This is a genomic window from Dysosmobacter sp. (assembly GCF_052306735.1).
Classification (GTDB): domain Bacteria; phylum Bacillota; class Clostridia; order Oscillospirales; family Oscillospiraceae; genus Oscillibacter.
This window is the reverse complement of the sequence record NZ_DAWBAJ010000002.1, coordinates 50,402-68,177: the sequence shown is the minus strand read 5'-3', so window position 1 is coordinate 68,177 and position 17,776 is coordinate 50,402. Positions and strand designations below refer to the sequence as shown.

General features: G+C 59.9%; 14 protein-coding genes and 1 pseudogene. 3 read left to right on the top strand and 12 right to left on the bottom strand.

Annotated features, from left to right (window positions below):
* Position 1: 1 nt before the first annotated feature.
* Entirely contained in the window at positions 2 to 1,660 is a 1,659-nt protein-coding gene (locus tag ACT67G_RS01045; RefSeq protein WP_325246846.1) for an S-layer homology domain-containing protein, read from the top strand.
* 87 nt (positions 1,661 to 1,747) lie between these two features.
* On the opposite strand, the gene ACT67G_RS01040 is transcribed toward ACT67G_RS01045, so the two are convergent.
* From ACT67G_RS01040 to ACT67G_RS01030, 3 genes are all read right to left on the bottom strand, one after another.
* The gene (locus ACT67G_RS01040) at positions 1,748 to 2,761 is read right to left on the bottom strand and encodes a tyrosine recombinase XerC (protein ID WP_325246847.1); all 1,014 of its coding nucleotides are present in this window, start codon (positions 2,759 to 2,761) and stop codon (positions 1,748 to 1,750) included.
* A 394-nt stretch (positions 2,762 to 3,155) separates the two neighbouring features.
* Positions 3,156 to 4,532, bottom strand: a complete 1,377-nt coding sequence (radA, locus tag ACT67G_RS01035) for a DNA repair protein RadA (RefSeq protein WP_443662699.1) — start codon at positions 4,530 to 4,532, stop codon at positions 3,156 to 3,158.
* Entirely contained in the window at positions 4,529 to 5,257 is a 729-nt protein-coding gene (locus tag ACT67G_RS01030; RefSeq protein WP_443662698.1) for an N-acetylmuramoyl-L-alanine amidase, read from the bottom strand. Before ACT67G_RS01030 ends, radA begins: the two co-directional genes overlap by 4 nt.
* 172 nt (positions 5,258 to 5,429) lie before the next feature.
* Here ACT67G_RS01030 and ACT67G_RS01025 point away from each other — a divergent pair, with 172 nt between their 5' ends.
* A complete protein-coding gene (locus ACT67G_RS01025; RefSeq protein ID WP_443662697.1) occupies positions 5,430 to 5,891 on the top strand; it encodes a spore coat protein CotJB in 462 nt (153 codons plus the stop codon).
* Positions 5,891 to 5,986 (top strand): annotated as a pseudogene (locus ACT67G_RS01020) (manganese catalase family protein); the annotation flags it as partial. The gene ACT67G_RS01025 and the pseudogene ACT67G_RS01020, both read left to right, overlap by 1 nt.
* Positions 5,987 to 6,041: 55 nt before the next feature.
* Here ACT67G_RS01020 and ACT67G_RS01015 read toward each other — a convergent pair.
* Genes ACT67G_RS01015 through ACT67G_RS00975 form a run of 9 tightly spaced genes read right to left on the bottom strand, consistent with a single transcriptional unit; the run spans position 6,042 to position 17,766 of the window.
* Positions 6,042 to 11,732: a PBECR3 domain-containing polyvalent protein gene (locus ACT67G_RS01015; RefSeq protein WP_443662696.1), complete on the bottom strand. Its 5,691-nt coding sequence runs from the start codon at positions 11,730 to 11,732 to the stop codon at positions 6,042 to 6,044.
* Positions 11,733 to 11,747: 15 nt separating this feature from the next.
* Positions 11,748 to 14,099, bottom strand: a complete 2,352-nt coding sequence (locus tag ACT67G_RS01010; RefSeq protein ID WP_443662695.1) for a hypothetical protein — start codon at positions 14,097 to 14,099, stop codon at positions 11,748 to 11,750.
* A gap of 17 nt (positions 14,100 to 14,116) precedes the next feature.
* Positions 14,117 to 15,505: an N-acetylmuramoyl-L-alanine amidase gene (locus ACT67G_RS01005; RefSeq protein ID WP_443662694.1), complete on the bottom strand. Its 1,389-nt coding sequence runs from the start codon at positions 15,503 to 15,505 to the stop codon at positions 14,117 to 14,119.
* 56 nt (positions 15,506 to 15,561) lie between these two features.
* Complete coding sequence (locus ACT67G_RS01000; protein ID WP_443662693.1) at positions 15,562 to 15,786, bottom strand: holin; 225 nt, start codon at positions 15,784 to 15,786, stop codon at positions 15,562 to 15,564.
* A 13-nt stretch (positions 15,787 to 15,799) separates the two neighbouring features.
* The gene (locus ACT67G_RS00995) at positions 15,800 to 16,297 is read right to left on the bottom strand and encodes a hypothetical protein (protein ID WP_443662692.1); all 498 of its coding nucleotides are present in this window, start codon (positions 16,295 to 16,297) and stop codon (positions 15,800 to 15,802) included.
* A 40-nt stretch (positions 16,298 to 16,337) separates the two neighbouring features.
* Positions 16,338 to 16,559: a hypothetical protein gene (locus tag ACT67G_RS00990; protein WP_443662691.1), complete on the bottom strand. Its 222-nt coding sequence runs from the start codon at positions 16,557 to 16,559 to the stop codon at positions 16,338 to 16,340.
* A 4-nt stretch (positions 16,560 to 16,563) separates the two neighbouring features.
* Positions 16,564 to 17,013: a putative ABC transporter permease gene (locus tag ACT67G_RS00985; RefSeq protein WP_443662690.1), complete on the bottom strand. Its 450-nt coding sequence runs from the start codon at positions 17,011 to 17,013 to the stop codon at positions 16,564 to 16,566.
* Entirely contained in the window at positions 17,010 to 17,510 is a 501-nt protein-coding gene (locus ACT67G_RS00980; protein WP_443662689.1) for a hypothetical protein, read from the bottom strand. The genes ACT67G_RS00985 and ACT67G_RS00980 overlap by 4 nt, the downstream gene beginning before the upstream one ends.
* 1 nt (position 17,511) lies before the next feature.
* Complete coding sequence (locus ACT67G_RS00975) at positions 17,512 to 17,766, bottom strand: hypothetical protein (protein WP_443662688.1); 255 nt, start codon at positions 17,764 to 17,766, stop codon at positions 17,512 to 17,514.
* Between the last annotated feature and the right edge of the window lie 10 nt (positions 17,767 to 17,776).

Genomic DNA, 17,776 nt, shown 5'->3' with positions numbered 1-17,776 from the left:
GATGAAACGATGGATTGCGCTGCTGCTGGGCATCGCCATGGCGGTGTCTTTGACGGTAGTCCCGGCGTCTGCCGCAGGGACTTACCAGGATATCCCGGCGGACAGTTCCCTGGCCGGGGATATCCAAAAGGCGGTGGACTACGGCCTGATGAACGGCTATGACGGCGATACCTTCGGATACGCAGATTCCATGACCCGTGCACAGTTCGTCGGGGTCTTGTACCGGATGATGCGTGAGCAGTGGGGCAGCCGCGTCACGGCTCCCACAGCGCCGTCCTTTACCGACGTGCCCGCTACCCATACCTGGTACACCCAGATCGAAGCCGCTGTACAGATGGACGTTCTGGACGCCGGAGGTGCTTTCCGGCCCAATGCCGCCATCACCCGGGGCGAGATGGCCGAGATGCTGGTGCGGGCCCTGGGGCTGCGGGGCGCAGCGGAGCTGTGCGAGAAGAAGGCTGCCCTGCCGTTTACCGACGTCACGGAGCGCAAGGGCTACATCACTGTGGCATATGACATTGGCATGACCAAGGGGACCTCCGCCACTACCTTTGGGCCCAATCTCACCGCCACCCGGGGACAGGCGGCGGCCATGCTGGCGCGGATCTATGAAAAGCTCTCCCAGCGGGCTACCTGGACACATGGCTTTTACGCCATCTCCTCGTACAGCCAGCTGGATCTGACGGACCGCATGGAGGCAGTCAGCGCCGGATGGAGCCGCATGACCTGGGACGGCAGCAAGGCGCTGCTGGCCACCACCGGCGCCAACGGCAACGAGTTTGCTGTGCCGGACGGATACGAGGAGGTTGCGGAGCGCCTGGCGGATTCCGACATTCCTCTGAACCTCAATGTGTTCATGGACACCTCCGGCGGCGTCAGTGCGCTGCTGGCCTCTGAGAGCGGACGCGCCCAGGCTGTGGAGCAGATCCTGAGCGAGCTGACGGTGGCCTATGAGGCCTACGGCGACAACCCTTACAGCGGCGTCACCATCGACTTTGAGGGCCTGCGGGCATCCGACAAACAGAACTTCGATGCGTTCCTGACGGAGCTGTCCGTCAAGGTTCACGACCTGGACAAGACCTTGTATGTCTGCGTCTCCCCGGTGCTCTCCACCGGCGGCTATTACGACGGCTATAACTATTCCCGCATTGCCGCCGTGGCGGACAAGGTCATTCTGATGGCTTATGACTACGAGCCCAAGAGTCTGGCAGGCTATGAGGGCACGGAGTACTACAAGACTGCCGCCCAGGCACCGCTGGATCAGATTTACTGGTCTCTGCGCACCATGGTGGAGCAGGTGGGGGAGGCACAGGCCTCCAAGATCGTGCTGGGCTTCAGCTGTGAAAACGTGGCCTGGAAGATCGACGGATCCGGAAAGCTGCTGGACGCGGATCCCGTCTATCCCACCAACGACACCGTCTGGAAACGGCTCCAGCAGCCCGACACTGTCACCGGCTGGTCCGACACCTATCAGATGTCCTACGCCACCTACACCACGGAGGACGGCAGCCGCTACTTCCTGTGGTACCAGAGCTCCGACAGCGTCCAGGCCGCCGCCAACATGGCAAGCCTCCTGGGAGTGACCGGCGTCTCCATCTGGCGCATCGGCAACATCCCCATGTACGATACCTGGCACTGGGCTGCGCTGCTGAACCCCTGAGGCCCCGGTACCATAACGGAAAAGCAAAAGAGAACCGCTCCTGATGGAGCGGTTCTCTTTTGCACGTTTTTGCCGGAAGGGGAGGGATCATGTCCCGGATTTTCCTTTATTTTTCACGTGTGACAAGGGGTTTGCCTTTGCAGCTGTCCGCAAGGCGTCGTTATCAATGTGGGTGTAGATTTCCGTTGTATTGAGGTGGTCGTGGCCCAGAACCTCCTGTACCGCCCGCACATCCACGCCGTTTTGCAGCATCAGCGTGGCCGCCGTGTGGCGCAGCTTGTGGGAGGAGTATTCCCGGGCGTCCAGTCCTGCCTCCAAAAGGCGTTTTTTCACCATGGCGTGGACCGTGGAGCGGCTGATGCGCTCATTCTGAGAGGATAAGAACAAGGCGTCGGCATCCCGTCCGGTGATGGGCCGCCGCACCGCCAGATACCGCTTCAGGGCATCCTGACAGGCATCATTCAGGTAGAGGATGCGCACCTTGTTGCCCTTGCCAAGCACCCGCAGGGCATCCTCCTGGATATCCTTGCAGTCCAGGTTCACCAGCTCGGAAATCCGCAGGCCGCAGTTGAGGAACAGCGTCAAAATGCAGTAGTCCCGCTCCTGGTTTTTGCCGTCCACCGCCGACAGCAGCCGGATGCTCTCATCCAGGGTCAGATACTTGGGCAGCTCCTTTTTGATCTTGGGCGAATCCAGATCTTTGACAGGATTTTCACGAAGTAGGTGGGCCTTGTTGGTGAGGTAATTATAAAAGGAACGGATGGTTGCGATCTTCCGGGCCCGGGAGGCTGCATTGAGCCCGTAGTCCGACCGGGAACTGTTTTGATGGCGAACCCGGTCACGGCTGAGATAGGTCATATAGCCGTAGATATCCGTCAGGGTCACAGAGGCCACAAACTCCAGATCCACATCCATAATGTCGATTTCGTCCAGCGCGCAGCCGGCCAGGGACGGATCACGGACTTGCTTGAGATAGCGGAAGAAATTCCGCAGGTCCAGAAAGTATTCATCCACAGTGCGCTTGGAGTGTGCTTTGATGGTTTCGTGATACGCCAGGAAATCCCGCAGGATGGGCGGCGATTCAATTCGATAGTTGTTCATAACAGATACGCGGGATAAAAAGACAGAATGGACGCATACCGCAGGCCCGGCGCCGCCGGGGCGCAAACCCGCCGGAAGGCCCCAAAACAGGGCATGACGCCATTTTGCCCTCCCCTAAATTGAACAAAATTTTTATTTTGTTCAATTTATCATATCCCGCAAAATCCTCCTTCCCTCCGGGACGGCCGTCCAAACAGCGCTGCGGCGTCTGGGCTCGTGGGCGGACATAAAACCCGCCGTCCCGGTTATGCTAGATACAATCTCAATAACGGATGTGATGACATGAGCCTGATCCCATGCACCAGCGACTGCGTGTACCAATCCGACGGACTGTGCACCCTGGACAGCGCTGCGGCAGCGGGCCTCCCGTCTCTTGGCGGCGCCTGCGTCCACTTCATTCCTGCCCACGAAGCGCCCCTCGGATCGCCTCACCGATATTGCGGACCGCAATCAGCTGCAATCCGTCAGGAGCACGCAGCCCCTCCGCCCGGTGAGCCGGCACCAGACAGCGGCAAAAACCCAGACGCCGGACCTCGGAGATCCGCTGGTCCAACTGGTTGACACTGCGCAGCTCTCCTGTCAGTCCCACTTCCCCCACTGCCGCCAGGTCGCCGGGCACCGGCCGGTCCAGATAGCTGGAGGCCAGGGCGATGACGGCAGCCAGGTCTGCGGCAGGCTCGTCCAGATATAGTCCGCCGATGATGTTCAGATAGGCGTCACAAGCGGACACTTTCAGCCCGCCCCGCTTTTCCAGCACCGCCAGGAGCATGGCTGCCCGGTTGTAGTCGAAACCGTTGCTGGTGCGCCGGGGATTGCCTCCGGCGGAGCTGACCACCAGAGCCTGGATCTCCGCCAGCACCGGACGGGCTCCCTCCATGACACAGGTGACACAGGTGCCGGGAGCCCCCTCCGGACGGCCGGAGAGCAGCATCTGGGAGGGGTTCTCCACCTCCGTCAATCCCGCGTCCCCCATCTCGAAGACGCCGATCTCATTGGTGGCACCGAAGCGGTTCTTGGCTGCCCGCAGGATCCGGTAGGAGGTGTGCTGCTCCCCCTCGAAATAGAGCACGCAGTCCACCATGTGCTCCAGGACCTTGGGGCCTGCGATGGAGCCCTCCTTATTGACATGGCCGATGACAAAGACGGTGATCCCCTGCCCTTTTGCCAGCTGCATCAGGGCCATGGTACACTCTTTCACCTGGCTGACGGAGCCCGCCGGGGAGTCCACGGCGTCGGCATACAGCGTCTGAATGGAGTCCACGATGAGAACGTCCGGCTTCTCCTCCGACACTGTCTCCAGCAGGTCTCCCAGAGCGGTCTCGGAGATCACCAGCAGGTTGGGGCTCTCCACGCGTAATCGTTTTGCCCGGAGCTTGAGCTGGTGCTCCGACTCCTCACCGGATACATACAGCACCTTGGAAAAGGCGCACAGGCAGCTGCAGATCTGGAGCATCAGCGTGGATTTGCCGATGCCCGGAGAGCCGCCCACCAGCACCAGGGAGCCCTTTACCGCGCCGCCTCCCAGTACCCGGTCCAGCTCCCCCATGCCGGTGGGAAAGCGGATCTCCTCATCCTCCCCCAGCTCCGTCACCGGACAGGCCCGGCGGCGCAGGCCGCTGCCTGCCGCGCTGCGGGCGCTGCCGCGGCTGCTTTTGGGCGTTTCCGGCTGCTCCACGATGGTGTTCCAGGCGCCGCAGGCGGGACACTTCCCCGCCCACTTGGGAAATTCGTTGCCGCAGGCGGTACAGTAAAATAAAGTCTTTTGTTTCATGTCGGTTCCTCGTTTGCCATGAGATAGCCGCTGACGATGGCGGCGCAGAGCCTGCGCTGATAGACGGGATCCCCCAGCGCTATGGTCTCCTCCGGATTGGATAGAAAGCCGCACTCCACCAGCACCGCCGGGGCGGTGACGTTTTTCATGAGATAGATGTCCGGTGAGATGGCCTTGGCGGCCTTGGCCCGGTGGGTGTTGGCCACGGGGTTCAGGGCCTCCTGCACCGATACGGCGGCTTCCTGGGCGTCGGGCACCGTGTTGTAAAAAGCCTGGGCGCCGTGGACGGAAGTGTCCGAGGGCAGGCTGTTTTGGTGGATGCTCAGCAAAAAGGCGTTGGGGGTCTCATTTACCAGCTCCACCCGGTTTTGTAAGTCCGAAGCCTTCTTCTCCCGCAGGGACTGGGCGCTCTCGTCGTGGATGGAGATGTCCGTCTCCCTTGTCAAAACCGTGGGCACCCCCACAAAGCGCAGCAGGTCCGACGTCCGCAGGGCGATATCCAGATTCAGCCCGCTCTCCACTGTGCCGTCCGCCGCCACGGCGCCGCCGTCCTCCCCGCCGTGGCCCGGGTCCACCACCACGGTGACCCGGGGCTGCTCCTGGGCGGAAAAGGCGTCGGTAAACGCGGCGTTCCCCTGCCAGAGGAGCCCCGCAAACACGGACAAAAACACCGCCAGAACCCCGCCCAGGGCCAGATGGCGCTTTCGGATCAGCAAAATGCGCACAAGGCAACACCTCCACAGGATGTTCCTATGACGCCGGGCAGGTCCCTTATTCCGATTATAGCGGCAGCGGGCGGTGAAATCAAGACGGTACCACCGGCGGAGGCGGCGCATAGGATGAACCAGGCGCGGGATTGCGCCTGCGCCTACCCTGTTCAAAGGAGGCACCATTCCTATGGAGGATAAACCCAGTCAGGGCGGCACTTCCGCCTGCGGCGCCGGAAACGGCACCCTTCCGGGAGCCTGCGCTCCCCTGGCTTTCCCGTATGTGCCCATGCAGGAGAATAACCCCGTGCGCTTCAGCCGCATGGAGGCCCTGCAGACCGGCACGTTGTTCCCCGGACTGGACCTGCCCTTCAAGGCGGCCATCCAGGCCCGGACGAAGCTGGCAAACACCGCCCTGGTGGAGCTGATGGCTCTGGACTTCGCCATCGACGAGCTGGGGCTCTACCTCACCACCCACTCCAAAGACCAGGAGGCCCTGCAGCTTTACTGGTCCTATATCAACCTGGCTAAGGAGGGCCGGGAGAAATACCAGAAAAAGTACGGCCCCCTGCTGCAGACAGATCTGACGCCGGATCAGGGCTATGCCTGGCTCAAGGATCCCTGGCCCTGGGATGAAGGAGGGAACGTGTAATGTTCGTCTATGAGAAAAAACTCCAGTACCCGGTGCGGATCAAGAACACCAACCCCAAGCTGGCGGCCCTCATCATCAGCCAGTACGGCGGGCCATATATCATCAAACTATAAAAAGATAGCGGGAATCAAACCGATTCCCGTTATCTTTTCACCCATCCAACCTAGGGATGATATCCCATTGACTTTCCGTCCTCCCATACCATGGGGCGTCGGAGAGTGTACTGGCCGCATATCCCGCCGCATAGTACAGCGCCGTTTTCTGGGCGATGTTCAGGTCCATGGCGTCAATGTAATCCAGGACTTTCCGCTTCTTGGATCCACTGATGGCCTTCCCTGCCAGGTTCTTATCGGCACTGAGTCCGGAGATTCCCTCCCGGAACGTGATGAACTGCTCCGGTGCAATGCCCTTTTGATAGGCGCTCATCAGATTCTCATATTCCGAATCCTCCATCATATCCCGGAGTACGGTCAGCTGTTCTTGCTGGGAAAGACCATAATCTATCACTGTCCGGTACCTTTGCAGATCCGTAACGCTGTCTTTGCCAGCTTCAGGTTTCAGGCCCTCCATCTCGGCGCTCAGGCCTCCGGCATCCTCCGGAGAGAGCCCGCTCTCAATGTAACCGGTATACCTCCGGGCAGCGGAGGCCGAGTCAATGGGATAGGTCTCAGCGATCTGATCCCATCCAATTCCTAGATTCAAAAGAGAGCGGATGGCTTGCGTATGCTGGCTATCCGCACCCGCCATGACGCCGGCAAATACCTGCAGCTTTTCTCTATCGCTGAGATCTGCCCGAGACAAGGCTTGCAGCTTTTCTTCTGTATCGGCACCATTTCGGATATCCTGGATGGCATCATACACCGCCGTCCGGTTCGCCCCTGCATCTCCCATTTCGTTGACCAGCTGGGTCTGCTTGGAAGACAGCCCGGTATTCCCGGAGGCATAGAAATCCCTGGACTCCGCCAGTCCGCTGTTTCCGAAAAGAACTGCCTGAACGATGTTGAAGGGGTCCCGTTCCACCGGATACTGCAGGCGCTGATCGTCTCCATAGCCATATGTGCGGCCCTGATTCCAGATCGTCCGGATCCCCTGCGCGGTTTTCTGTAGCTGTCTGCCACCGGGAATCGTGGTAGCGCCCAGATTCAGCAGTGCACCACCCATCTCCCTGGACAATATGCCGGAGTTTGCACCGGCCTCCCCCACGCCCTGAACCGCTTCGGCAATGTTGGTCAAAGGCATAGTCTGATCTCCAACTCCTGCAATACCAGCCACATTGCGCACAAAGGGAATATCGTTGAGCAGGTTATAAACCAAATCCCATCCGGCCTGTCCTGAATCAAAGGACTTCTCCTCCTCTTCCCTGTCGTCATCGTCCCCGAATAGGGCTTCTCCGAAGAGCTTTTCCCAACCGGCATTCACCAGTTCCGCCAGCCAGGCATTGGTGCTCATGCCCTTACCAGAGGCGACAAAGTTTGCCACGTATCCCAGCACGTCAAAGGGTGCCGGGGTGCCGCCGTAGGCCGCTTCCGTGATCCGGTTAAGGATGAAGGCGGACAGCAGCCCTTTGACGGCCATCGTTGCCACCGCCCGGCCCGCCGCCTGCTTCCCGTGCTCCGCCGCCACTTGGCGAATTTGCCGGGGAAGATCCTGACTGATGTGATCCCAGCTGTTCACCGCTTCCAGTTGGAACATATGGACCATCTGGCTGATAATTCCCTTGTGTGTATAGGCCATCGGCTTGGAACCCTTAGCCCTGGATCCCATGATAGACTGGGCAAACCGGCTGGCTTCGTCCATGGCTACCTCATGGCTCAACCCCTGGCTACGTAGCTGCTCATACTTGCTCTGTACGGTCAGGGCGGAAAGCAGGCTGTCCGTCAGTTCCAGCGGCTTGAACAGCGTATCTACATACCGATCCAGAGGGGTATCTTTGTCCGTGAGATAGTCGATTCCCTTTTTGGTAGTCAAAAGGTCGCTCTGGTCGAAGAGGTCTGTTGCTCGCATATTCCACAGCTTTCCGCCGGTGGACTTCACCAGAGACGCTACCGCCTTTGCTACGGACTTCCCATCCACCTCGGCCAACAGCAGGGGCAGCTGGGCGCTCTGATTGAGGGCCGATGAGAGGTTTCCTGCCACCTGTGCCTTGGAAAATGCAGATACCAGGCGGTTTCCCGCGTTTAGGCTGGCTCGCCCCGCAACGTACTCCTGGCCCCGGTCCGCCATGGACTGCTTTCCAGCCAGAATATTGGCGTAGTCATCAATGTACTTCACGAACTCCCCATACCGGGTCATGTGTCCGATCTCATCGTACAGTTTATCGATATGCTGTTCCAGCCTTGCCCGGGTGTCCTGGGGTGTCAGCACGGATCCTTTTTCGATGAGTCCGGCTTCCCGCAGCGCCTCCAGTTGGGATGCGCTGTCCAGCGTCCTCAGCCCTTCAGCATGGTCGATGGCGTCGGCAATCTCTTCCCCGCCGTAGGTCTTGCGCAGGTGCTGAGAAAGTCCCCGCAGTCGAGCAATGTCGTCGGTGTGGTACAGTACGTCCGCCAGATGCTCTACATATTTTTCATAGCCTTCCGCTACATCATAAACCGTGTTATTCCCCCGTCGGTGCTGGGCAAAGGGATTAAACCGCATTCCGGGCTTGTAGTTTGCTGTCAGGCCGGAGATGGATGTGGGCAGCTGCATGGCGTCCGGGTTGACGCCCAGGGCACTGAGTGCGGAACTGAGCTTGTTTTTGGTAACCTCCTCCTGCATGTGGGGCGCGTAGCCCTTGATGAAGCCGATGGTGCTGTACCCGTGGGCGGTGAGGAAGTCGTTGATGGCGTCATAGAAGAGATCGTATTGCTTGGAGTAGGCGTCCACGGCGTTCTGGATCTTCACGCCGTCCAGCTGACCGGACTGGATCAGTTCCTGATTTCCCATCCAGCGGGCCAGCTGCTGGGCAAGATCCACTTCCTCTCCCCGCAGACTGAACTCCTTGGCGGAGTCCCCCACGTCCTTTCCGTTCTTGATGTTGATGGCGGCATTCCGGATGCTCTCCGCCGTCTCCATGGAGGCTACCGTTTCACCCACGAAACGATCCTCCAGCATCTGCTGGACAACAGACCGTTCCTGCCGGGTCAGCGGGCTCTGCTTACCGGTGCTGTCCTGCACCGTGCGTACCTGATCCAGCATCCGGTTGACGAAGCGGAGCTTCTCCGCCTCATTCTGCTGCACCGGATAAATGTACGTTTGGTTCATCTGCTCACCCTGGCGGTCTCCGAACAATCTCCGCATAACCCGCTCCGGGGTCTTCTCGTTCATCAGCAGCATGGGGATGGGGTGATAGTCCTCCGGCTCTCCAATCAGCGACCTGGCCAGATCCTCGTTCTGCTGCCGGATCTGCTGCCTGCGCTGATTCACGCTGTCGGCGCTCTTGAAGCTGTTTTCCGCCGTGTAGTAGTCCGCCAGCTCCTCCACCGTTTCCCGGTCCATGGAGGCCGGAATATCTGCCACAGTGTAGTCCCCCTCTGCAATTCCGTGGGCAAACCGTTTTTCAGCCTTGGTGGGGTTCAGCCGTTTTTCAGCCTGTCGCCGCGCTTTCTCCGTTCGTTTTTTTGCTTCTTCGCTTCCCCGGATCCACATGGACCTAGCATAATCGCCCTGGTCATCCTCGATGTACACGCCCAACTTGTCCAGGGCGCCGCTGCCCCGGGCGGGCTCCGAATTCTTGACGGAATCCGACCCCTGTGGTATAGTAGAATCAGAATTGGAAAGACTTTGCGGCGGTTCGCTTTGGGCGTTAATCACAGGGACGGCACCACTGGTGCCGGGCATTGTGTCCCGTGTCGTGCGAGTCTTTCCTTTCGTTTTATACAGCGTGTCTGTCTGCAAAACGTTCTTTCCATTTGACACACCCTGGATGGTGATATACGCGTCCCCGATTTTCTTTTCAAATACCAGCGCTTTCCTGCCCTTGGCATCCAGCTGCTCGGAAAGATAGATCCTGTCAGGAGACGAGAGCACTTCCGGAATCCTTGCGACATCTTCTGCAGTGACGGCCGTCTGACCTCTCGCCGCCTCTGCGGCAGCGTCCCCGTGGCTCTGCATGATATGCCGCACATCGTTTCCGTTCATCATGACGCCGAATCCGCGGATATCCAGGCCGGTATCGGCCTGTACTTGCCTCACGACCCTGTCCGGTACTTTCCCGAGATATGCCCGGTCCACATTCTGCGTGTTGGATAGGGCATTTTTTACGAAGTCCACCGCTTCCTGGAAGGTTGACACGATCTTATTTTTCGCTCCTGAGGACAGGTTGAGCCGCTCCTGTACTGTCAGCGCTGTCAGTCCGTTTTCATTCACCGCCGCCTCCACTCTGGAAGCGGCGGTTTTCTGCTGCGGAAGCCCCGCATCCAGACGAGGCGTGATGTCGTAATTCACCACATCTTCCCCGGCTCTCTGCGCCCGCCAGACGGCCTCCCGGGCCTGCGGGGAGAACATACCTTCCCGGGCCAGGGTGTCATAGGCCGCATCCACGGCCTTTCCCGCCTGCTGCTGCCGGTATCCGCGGTAATCTCCGCGGGCAGTCATGGCTGTATCCACGCCACCGCCTACGCCACCCAGTATTCCGCCGATCAGGCCGTCATAGAGCATCTGAGAGACATCGAAATTCTCTCCGTAGGTCCGCTTCAGGTTTTCCAGTGCTGTTTCCCGGCTGTCGCTTTGATAAATAAGCTTGAGCACAGGATCCAGCACATCTTCCGCCATCTCTTCCACAGCCTCTCCGGCCGCAGACGCCCCGGTGCGGAGCAGAGCATTGATCGCCGTCTTTCCGGCCGCCGACTTTGCCAGCTTATCCACCGCCCGGCCGATGATCTCCTCCGTCATATCATCCGCGAAGCCCTTCCCAAAAGCCTGGGAGAAGGGCTTTACCAGGTTGGAAAGCCGTTCCGTGGCCGCCGAGAGGGCAGCAGATGCTGCACCATACCCCAGCTGCTGCCCCAGGGATGCCCCCTCCTGACGAGCCTCCTTGGCCGCGCCGCCGAAGCTGCGGGCCGCCATAGGGATCAGGGCGCCGCCGCCCGTTACGGCGCCCAGGGCGATATCCCCGGCCATCTGCACACCGGCGGCTCCTGCATCCACTAGGGTAGTCCCCACCTTGCCAAGCCCCTGCTTGGCAAGGTCCAAGTCCTTCCCCGCCGACTGATCCAACTGCTCTACGGCATCATAAGTAGCCTGTGTTGCCTTTTGCTGTACGTTTCCGCCGGCGACTTTCTGCATAGCGTCCACCTTGCGCTGTGCCGCTTCCACAATGTTCTGCTGCCCCTGGAGGCCGGCGCCCCGGATCCCCATTTCCCGCATCACCTGCAGGTCCCTCTGGGCCCTTTCCAGCTCCTGGGTGTACTGCTGCAAAAGCGATTCGTTTTCCTGACTGCGGCGGTTCTGTCCGGACTCATAGAGGGTTGCGGCCATGTTGGAAAGATCGGACGCGGCGCTTTTTGCGGCGCTGGAGACGGTGGAGGCCATCCGTCCCGCCAGGGTAGGAACCTCCGCCTGCACATAGTCCACCCGACCACCCCGGCCGGCACCCACCGCCTGCCGGACCAGCTTGGTATTCCAGTTTCCTGTTCCGGATGTCTTCCCTGCGGAAATCACCTGTCCGGTCATGCTGTCCACTACCTGATCCAGGTTCCCGGTGTCTGAAAACCAGGTTTTCAAGACGGGCTTCTTGACCTCCCCTCCGGAAGATCCGGATGCCTGTACTTTGGCCGCCTGGGCCTTTCCGGCCTCCGATGCCCGCTGTACTGCCCGTTTCTGAGCAGTTCCGCTCAAAAGGTCCGGTTTCTTGATTGCCATGGCTCCCACGCTCCTTTATCCATAAAGATTGCTGAGCTCTTGCTGCTGTGCCGGCGTCAGGCTGTCCCAGTATTTATCCAGGAGATTCTGTGCCCGCGTCGTCCCACCCAGGGACAGGTACCGCTCGATGGTGTCTTTGAGGTCGTTATAGTCCATCATGAGAGGCGTCTGCTGGCTCTGCTGCTGCATGGCTGCCCACGCCTCATCCGCCGTCAGCCCTCCGGCCGCGTTAGTGGACTCTTTGCCCCACATGCCGTCTGCGGTCACGCCCAGAGCCTGCTGCAGCTGGCGCACCTGACTGGCGGTCAGGCTGCCGTTATTGAATGTTCCGCCGGAGGCGCGGGAAGTTCCGTTGGAGGCACGGTACGATCCGGTAGTGGAGGTGGCCGTCCCCGTTCCGCTCCCAAGCTCCGCCAGGACACTGGAGCGGATTGCCTCCGCCTCCTGCTGGCTGAGATTTGCCTGGGAGAGCAGATCTGTCCCCGGCATAATACCCATACCCAGCATCTGCAGTGCCCGGTTGTAGGCCGTGTTCTGCTGCTCAGCGTTGAACTGCTGCTGGTTGGCCAGCATCTGCTGGCGGTTCCAGTAATCCTGCTGAGCCATGGCCTGCTGATTCTGCACATAGCTGAGCCAGCTTCCCTGCATCTGCTGCAAGTAGGACTGGAGCTCTTGTGCCGACTGGATATCTCCTGTGAGCTGCGCGTCCTGGATAGCCCGCTCCAGCTCCGCCACCACCTCCAGCCGCTGCGTCTCCAGATCCCGGAGGTTGTTTTCATAGTTGGCCTGCATCTGGATGCGCTGGCTGTCCGCCATGCCTCCGGCATATCCGGCGGCACTGAGCTGCTGATCCAGATTCTTCTGCCCCAGCATGGAAGCGATGTAGGCCTGCCGCGCCAGATCCTCGGTGTCCCGGTTCGCCTGCTCAATCTGGGCGTTGTAGTTGTTCACGGCCTGCTGCACCGCCGCCTGGATCCGCTGCTGGGTGGCAGCGCTGTACTGGTCGTACCCGGTCTGGGCAAGGAAATCCTCAAAGGAGAGCATCCCGCCGTTCAGCCCCCCTGCGTCCATGCCGGCGCCTTCCATCCCGGTCCCCTGCATCCCGGGCCATTCCATACCTGTCACGCCCTGGATTGTTCCGACCAGTCCCGTGGTCGCATTGCTCCCCGGCAGATAGGCACCGTTTGCTGCGGCAGACTGCCCTTGCCTGTAGGAGTCCAGCTGTGAATTGAGAATCGGGTTGATGCCTAGGGCTTGCAACGCGGGGATCAGGGATTCCGGTGCCACATCCGCTTCATCCAACAGCAAAATTCCATTCTCGTCGTATTTGCGGCCTACGCCGGTTCGGTCAACGGCAAAGTTATGAAGCCGGTAGTAGTCATCCAAGGAAAATCCGTTCCGGTAGTAATCCGCCATGGCGTCGATTTCCGCGTTGGAATAACCGGGTGCCCGCTCTCCCTCTTCCGTCCCGACGCGATTGACCAGGAAGGGGATTCCGTTGCCGTCAAATGTCACATAGTACATCTTCCCATCACTGCCCCGCCGCTGGGTGGTTTTATAGGCGTTTTCGGGCTGGGCGGTGTCGTCATAGGGCCGTGCCACCAGATCCAGATACTTCTGGTTGCGCTGCAGGAGCGAGTCATATGCCTGCTCCAGCGCTCCGGACTGGCCGTAAGCCTGCTGGACCATCTGGTATGCCTGTGCCTGGGACGTACCACCCCCGGTGGAGCCAGTGTCCGCCAATTTGTAGCCTCGCCGCTCCAATGCCTGATAGGCCGCGTCCAGGTCGCCTCTGCGGGCCGCATCCAGGGCCTCAGAAAGGTAGTCGGTATTGCTGCTCCATCCCTGTCCCAGATAGAGATTCTGGTCGCCCACCATCTGCCCTGCGTAGAGCCGGGCAAGGGTCTCATCCCGGGACTGCTGCCCGCTGTCCGGGGTGCCGTACTGGGCAAGAAGGCTCTGGTAAATGCTTTGGTTGCTGGTTCCCCGGTCGTTTCCTCCCTGTGCGTTAATCTTCTCCTGTCGGCTGGACAGTGCGCTCACCACCCCGCCCCAGTCTCCTTTGGAAGCGGCGTCAATGGCCTGCTGATGATAATCCACATTGGGATTGGAAGAATACGAAGGCAGCGAGCTGGAGCTGTCAGGCTTGCTGGATGTCCCGGTAGTCCGTCCGGAAGTGCCGCTACTTCCCATAATATTGCTGGATCCCTGATACGGATCAGTACCGCCGTACTGCGCATTGATCTTGTTCTGCCGCTCCTGCTGAAGCCGATTGATCTGGCTCTGGCTTGCTCCGGAGGCCTGGGCCTGTTTGATCGCCAGAGAGTAGTCCTTATTGGGGTCATAGTAGCCGGTTTTCGTTGCCATGTTTGTTTCTCCCTCCTTTATGCAAGTCCTGCCAGCCTGGCAAGCCGGTACAACACCAGCATCAGCTGCCGCCGAGTGACGGGATCATCCAGGTGCATCTGCCCATCGGCATAGCCTGCCATGATCCCTGCAGACTGCACCCAGGCTTCCGCCAGTTCGCTCTCCGTTGGCTCAGCAGGCTCCTCCGGCGCTTCTTGGGCCTCCTCCGCCACCCAGTCAATTCCCAGGTATTCTACGATGCCCCGGGCCTCCGCAGCGGCCACAGTGGCCCGCCATGTGCCGTCTTTGAGGTTTGCCACGTCCTCCTGGTTGGTGTGGAATCCGTGCTCGATCAGTACCGCCGGATCGCTGGTGTATTTGAGAACGTAGAGCGACGGATCGTACACAATGGGATTGGACCGCATGACCACTCCGGACTCTTTGACTTTCTCCATGATCTCCTTGGCGGCTTTCTCCCGTTCTCTGCCGGCGCCGTAGATGTAGCAGCTCCAGCCCCTGACATCGCTCCACCCGCTGCCGCCTGCGGCGTTAGAGTGCAACGACACAAACAGATCCAGCTTCGGGATGTCGTTTGCAATGGTGCAACGCTTGGCCAGGCTCACGGCGTTGCCGTCCGGCCGGGTCTCCACTACCTCCACGCCGCAGCGCTCCAAATGGTCTCGAATCCGCTTTGCCATGTCCAGGCAGAACTCATGCTCATAATAGGTGCCGTCCGGGCTCTTGTTGGCAAGGTTCCCGGCGTCGTGTCCGGCGTCCAGCACCACGGTCTTCTTCTCGCTCACAGGTGTTTCCTCCTTTTCGTCATCCTCCAGCCACAGCAGGATCAGGGTGTTGGAAGGGTCCCGGCCCTCCATCATGACGCCTGCCGCCTTTACATAGACATTGACCTTTCCTCCACCGTCCATCATGATGGCAAACCGGCATCCCTGCCGGGCCATATAGTCCCGGCATTCCTCCGGCGTCATGGCCCCGGAGGAGCCGTCTGTTGCTCCGTAGGTGATCCAGGTGGTGTCCGTCAGGCCCACAGCCACCCGGCCACGGCGGCCGCCCACGTCCGCGTTATAGTAGATCTTTGGCTGAGGCTTCCCCTCCCGCACCAGAAGGCAGTTGGCCACATAGTTCATCCGGGCACAGGCCCCGCCGGGTGGCACCAGGACCTCCGCCGCGTCTGCTCCGGCGTTCCAGGCGATGGCCCAGTAGTTGTACTGCGAATCCGCATAGAGCACCTTTCCGTCCACCTTCACCGGGCAGACTGGCTCCCAGTCACCCGGGTCATAGAACACAGCTGTCAGGGCAATGTCCGGCTGCCGCTCCGCCACGATCTGGGACAGCGGCTTTTTATCGGCATTCACATAGACTTCCGCCCGCCGGATGGCGGAGAGCGGTGTCCGTTCGATATGTACCATAGATCCTCCTTTGCCGAAGAGCCGGAAGCCTAGCGGCCTCCGGCTCTTGATGATACTCAGACGGCTGTGTTGGCCGACTGGCTGGTCTGGACCTCCGGCAGGCCCGCCACGCTAGTCAGCAGGGACAGGATCCCCGCCAGCACAGATGCACTGCCCACCATAACCCAGTTTACATCTCCCAGAACCGCAGCGGTACCGATGGTGGCCACAGCCGTCTGGGCCACGGTCTTGACCGCACGAACACCGGCGGCCCGGAGCCATGTTTTGGTCTTGTCGCTCATGGTGTATCCCTCCTCACTCCGCCAGGACGGACTTTACGGCGTAGCCCTTGTCGTTGTAGGTGATGTCGTACTTGCCGACACGGACAGTCTGTCCGGCATACTCCGGCCGCTTGCGGGTGTCGGGACCAAACCGCTTTTTCTCCACGGGCTTGGTGTCGGGCTCCTCATACTCCGCCAGGGTGTCTCCCTTGACGCTGTACAGCCGTCCGGCAATGTACAGGTTGACGGTGGAGTTGACGGAGCCGTCCTCCAGCACCTCATTGACGGTGTGATCCAGCTTGCCGTCCTGGATAAACACCTTGTTCATGGGAGGTGTGCCAGTGTCCAGCAGGCCCCAACCGTTGGCCATGTCGGGATAGGTGCCGATGGTGGTGGTGCGGATTTCCTCCTCCGTCAGGGCATTCTTCCCGGGGGTGAAGGTGAGGCCGCTACCTTTGAGGATCTCGTTGACCGCTTCCGTGGTCTTTTCGCCGGCAGTGTAGGCCAGCAGGGTTTCCTGGATGTTGCTCATAATATGTACTCCTTTCTATTTTCCGGCACAAGCCGGTAAATCACTTGTGATATTCCTCCAGATCGGAGATCCGGTGGTTGATGACCTTGATCTGTTCTTCCACCACCGGCATCCGTTTTGCGAAGTTGTTGTGCTCCCGGACCTCCCGGGTCAGCTCGTCAATTTTGGTGTCCGCTACCGCCTGACGGCGGTTGTTGGAAATGATGACCCCCAGCAGCGTCAGTCCGCCGGAGATCAGCGCCACAAGAATTGTCTCCGTCACAGTCTCACCACCCAAACATGCGATATTTCGGCCTCTGCCCGCCCTCCACGGACCAACGCAGCCAGTCGAAGGCCGGAATAAATACCAGGCACAAGAACCACCACACCGCCGCAAACTGCGGACATACCTGGCCCCACAGGTTGAACGGCAGATGGGAATAGTCCCAAATGTCCAGGCCAAGCCAGATATTGAGGATCACCCCTGCCGCCAGTTCCACAGCGGTCACCAGCACGGCGCAGGCCATGGCTTGGAGCCACAGGGGAACTTCCCAGGGCAGCTGCTCGCCGCAGCGCTCCACTGGGATCGTCAGGATCACGGCCACCACCAGCATGGTCCAGCTGATCTGCTCCGGGTGGCCCCGCAGCGTTTTGAAGGCCACTTCCAGCAGGAAATACACGGTCCCTCCCCAGCTCCAAAGAAGCATGGAGAGTACCCTCTGTCCGGTTTTGGTCATGCAGATACCTCCTCACTCACGCTGTCATAGTCCACCACGATGGCCTCCAGTTCCTCCAGGGTACAGGCATTGCGCATAGCCACTTCCTGTGTCTGCTGGTACTTAACAAGAGCTTTGACTCGGTTCTTGATGGCAACGCCCAGACTGGACAGTTCAACAATGTCCCAGGCCCTGCACACATCGGCGGTGCTGTTCCATTCCGGAGCCTGCCCATCTGCCTGCGCACACACAATGGTGGCTGTCAGCTGCGCCTGCTTCTCTGCCGTGATGGAGTATTTCTCCCCATCTGTCCATTGCAGCGGGTGGGCCGCAATATAGTCTGCCAGATCCTGCTTGCTCTTGCTGATTTTCGCCGCTTTTGAAACTGCAAGCCCCTCATCTTCCCCCAGCAGCTCTGCCACGTCTGCATGGGTCATCCAACCCCGGAAAACAGCATCCGCAATGCCTTTCGCCGTCAGCTTTCCATCCCGGTACAATGAAATAAGCTGTTCTTTCATATCATCCCTCCAACAGGGACACCACAAGGGTATCCACATTCTGCAGAACGGACCCGGCGTCCGTCTCCTGCAACGTCACCGTCTCACATCCAGGAAGCTCCTCCCGTCCGTCCAGGTGGTACGGTGTGCCCGCCAGTGCAATGCCCTGAGCCTTGCTTTCTTCGCACAGCAGATAAAACCCATCCGGATGGAGACGGATATAGTTCAGCCGTTCCGTCAAGGCCAGCTGGGTTCCGTTTTTGATAACTTTGTACATATCCGCACCT

Bases quoted from the DNA above. Each gene is read 5' to 3' on its own strand.
- ACT67G_RS01045 (WP_325246846.1), top strand. From the start codon at position 2: ATGAAACGATGGATTGCGCTGCTGCTGGGCATCGCCATGGCGGTGTCT.
- ACT67G_RS01040 (WP_325246847.1), bottom strand. From the start codon at position 2,761: ATGAACAACTATCGAATTGAATCGCCGCCCATCCTGCGGGATTTCCTG.
- radA (WP_443662699.1), bottom strand. From the start codon at position 4,532: ATGAAACAAAAGACTTTATTTTACTGTACCGCCTGCGGCAACGAATTT.
- ACT67G_RS01025 (WP_443662697.1), top strand. From the start codon at position 5,430: ATGGAGGATAAACCCAGTCAGGGCGGCACTTCCGCCTGCGGCGCCGGA.
- ACT67G_RS01015 (WP_443662696.1), bottom strand. From the start codon at position 11,732: ATGGCAATCAAGAAACCGGACCTTTTGAGCGGAACTGCTCAGAAACGG.
- ACT67G_RS01010 (WP_443662695.1), bottom strand. From the start codon at position 14,099: ATGGCAACGAAAACCGGCTACTATGACCCCAATAAGGACTACTCTCTG.
- ACT67G_RS01005 (WP_443662694.1), bottom strand. From the start codon at position 15,505: ATGGTACATATCGAACGGACACCGCTCTCCGCCATCCGGCGGGCGGAA.
- ACT67G_RS01000 (WP_443662693.1), bottom strand. From the start codon at position 15,786: ATGAGCGACAAGACCAAAACATGGCTCCGGGCCGCCGGTGTTCGTGCG.
- ACT67G_RS00995 (WP_443662692.1), bottom strand. From the start codon at position 16,297: ATGAGCAACATCCAGGAAACCCTGCTGGCCTACACTGCCGGCGAAAAG.
- ACT67G_RS00985 (WP_443662690.1), bottom strand. From the start codon at position 17,013: ATGACCAAAACCGGACAGAGGGTACTCTCCATGCTTCTTTGGAGCTGG.
- ACT67G_RS00980 (WP_443662689.1), bottom strand. From the start codon at position 17,510: ATGAAAGAACAGCTTATTTCATTGTACCGGGATGGAAAGCTGACGGCG.
- ACT67G_RS00975 (WP_443662688.1), bottom strand. From the start codon at position 17,766: ATGTACAAAGTTATCAAAAACGGAACCCAGCTGGCCTTGACGGAACGG.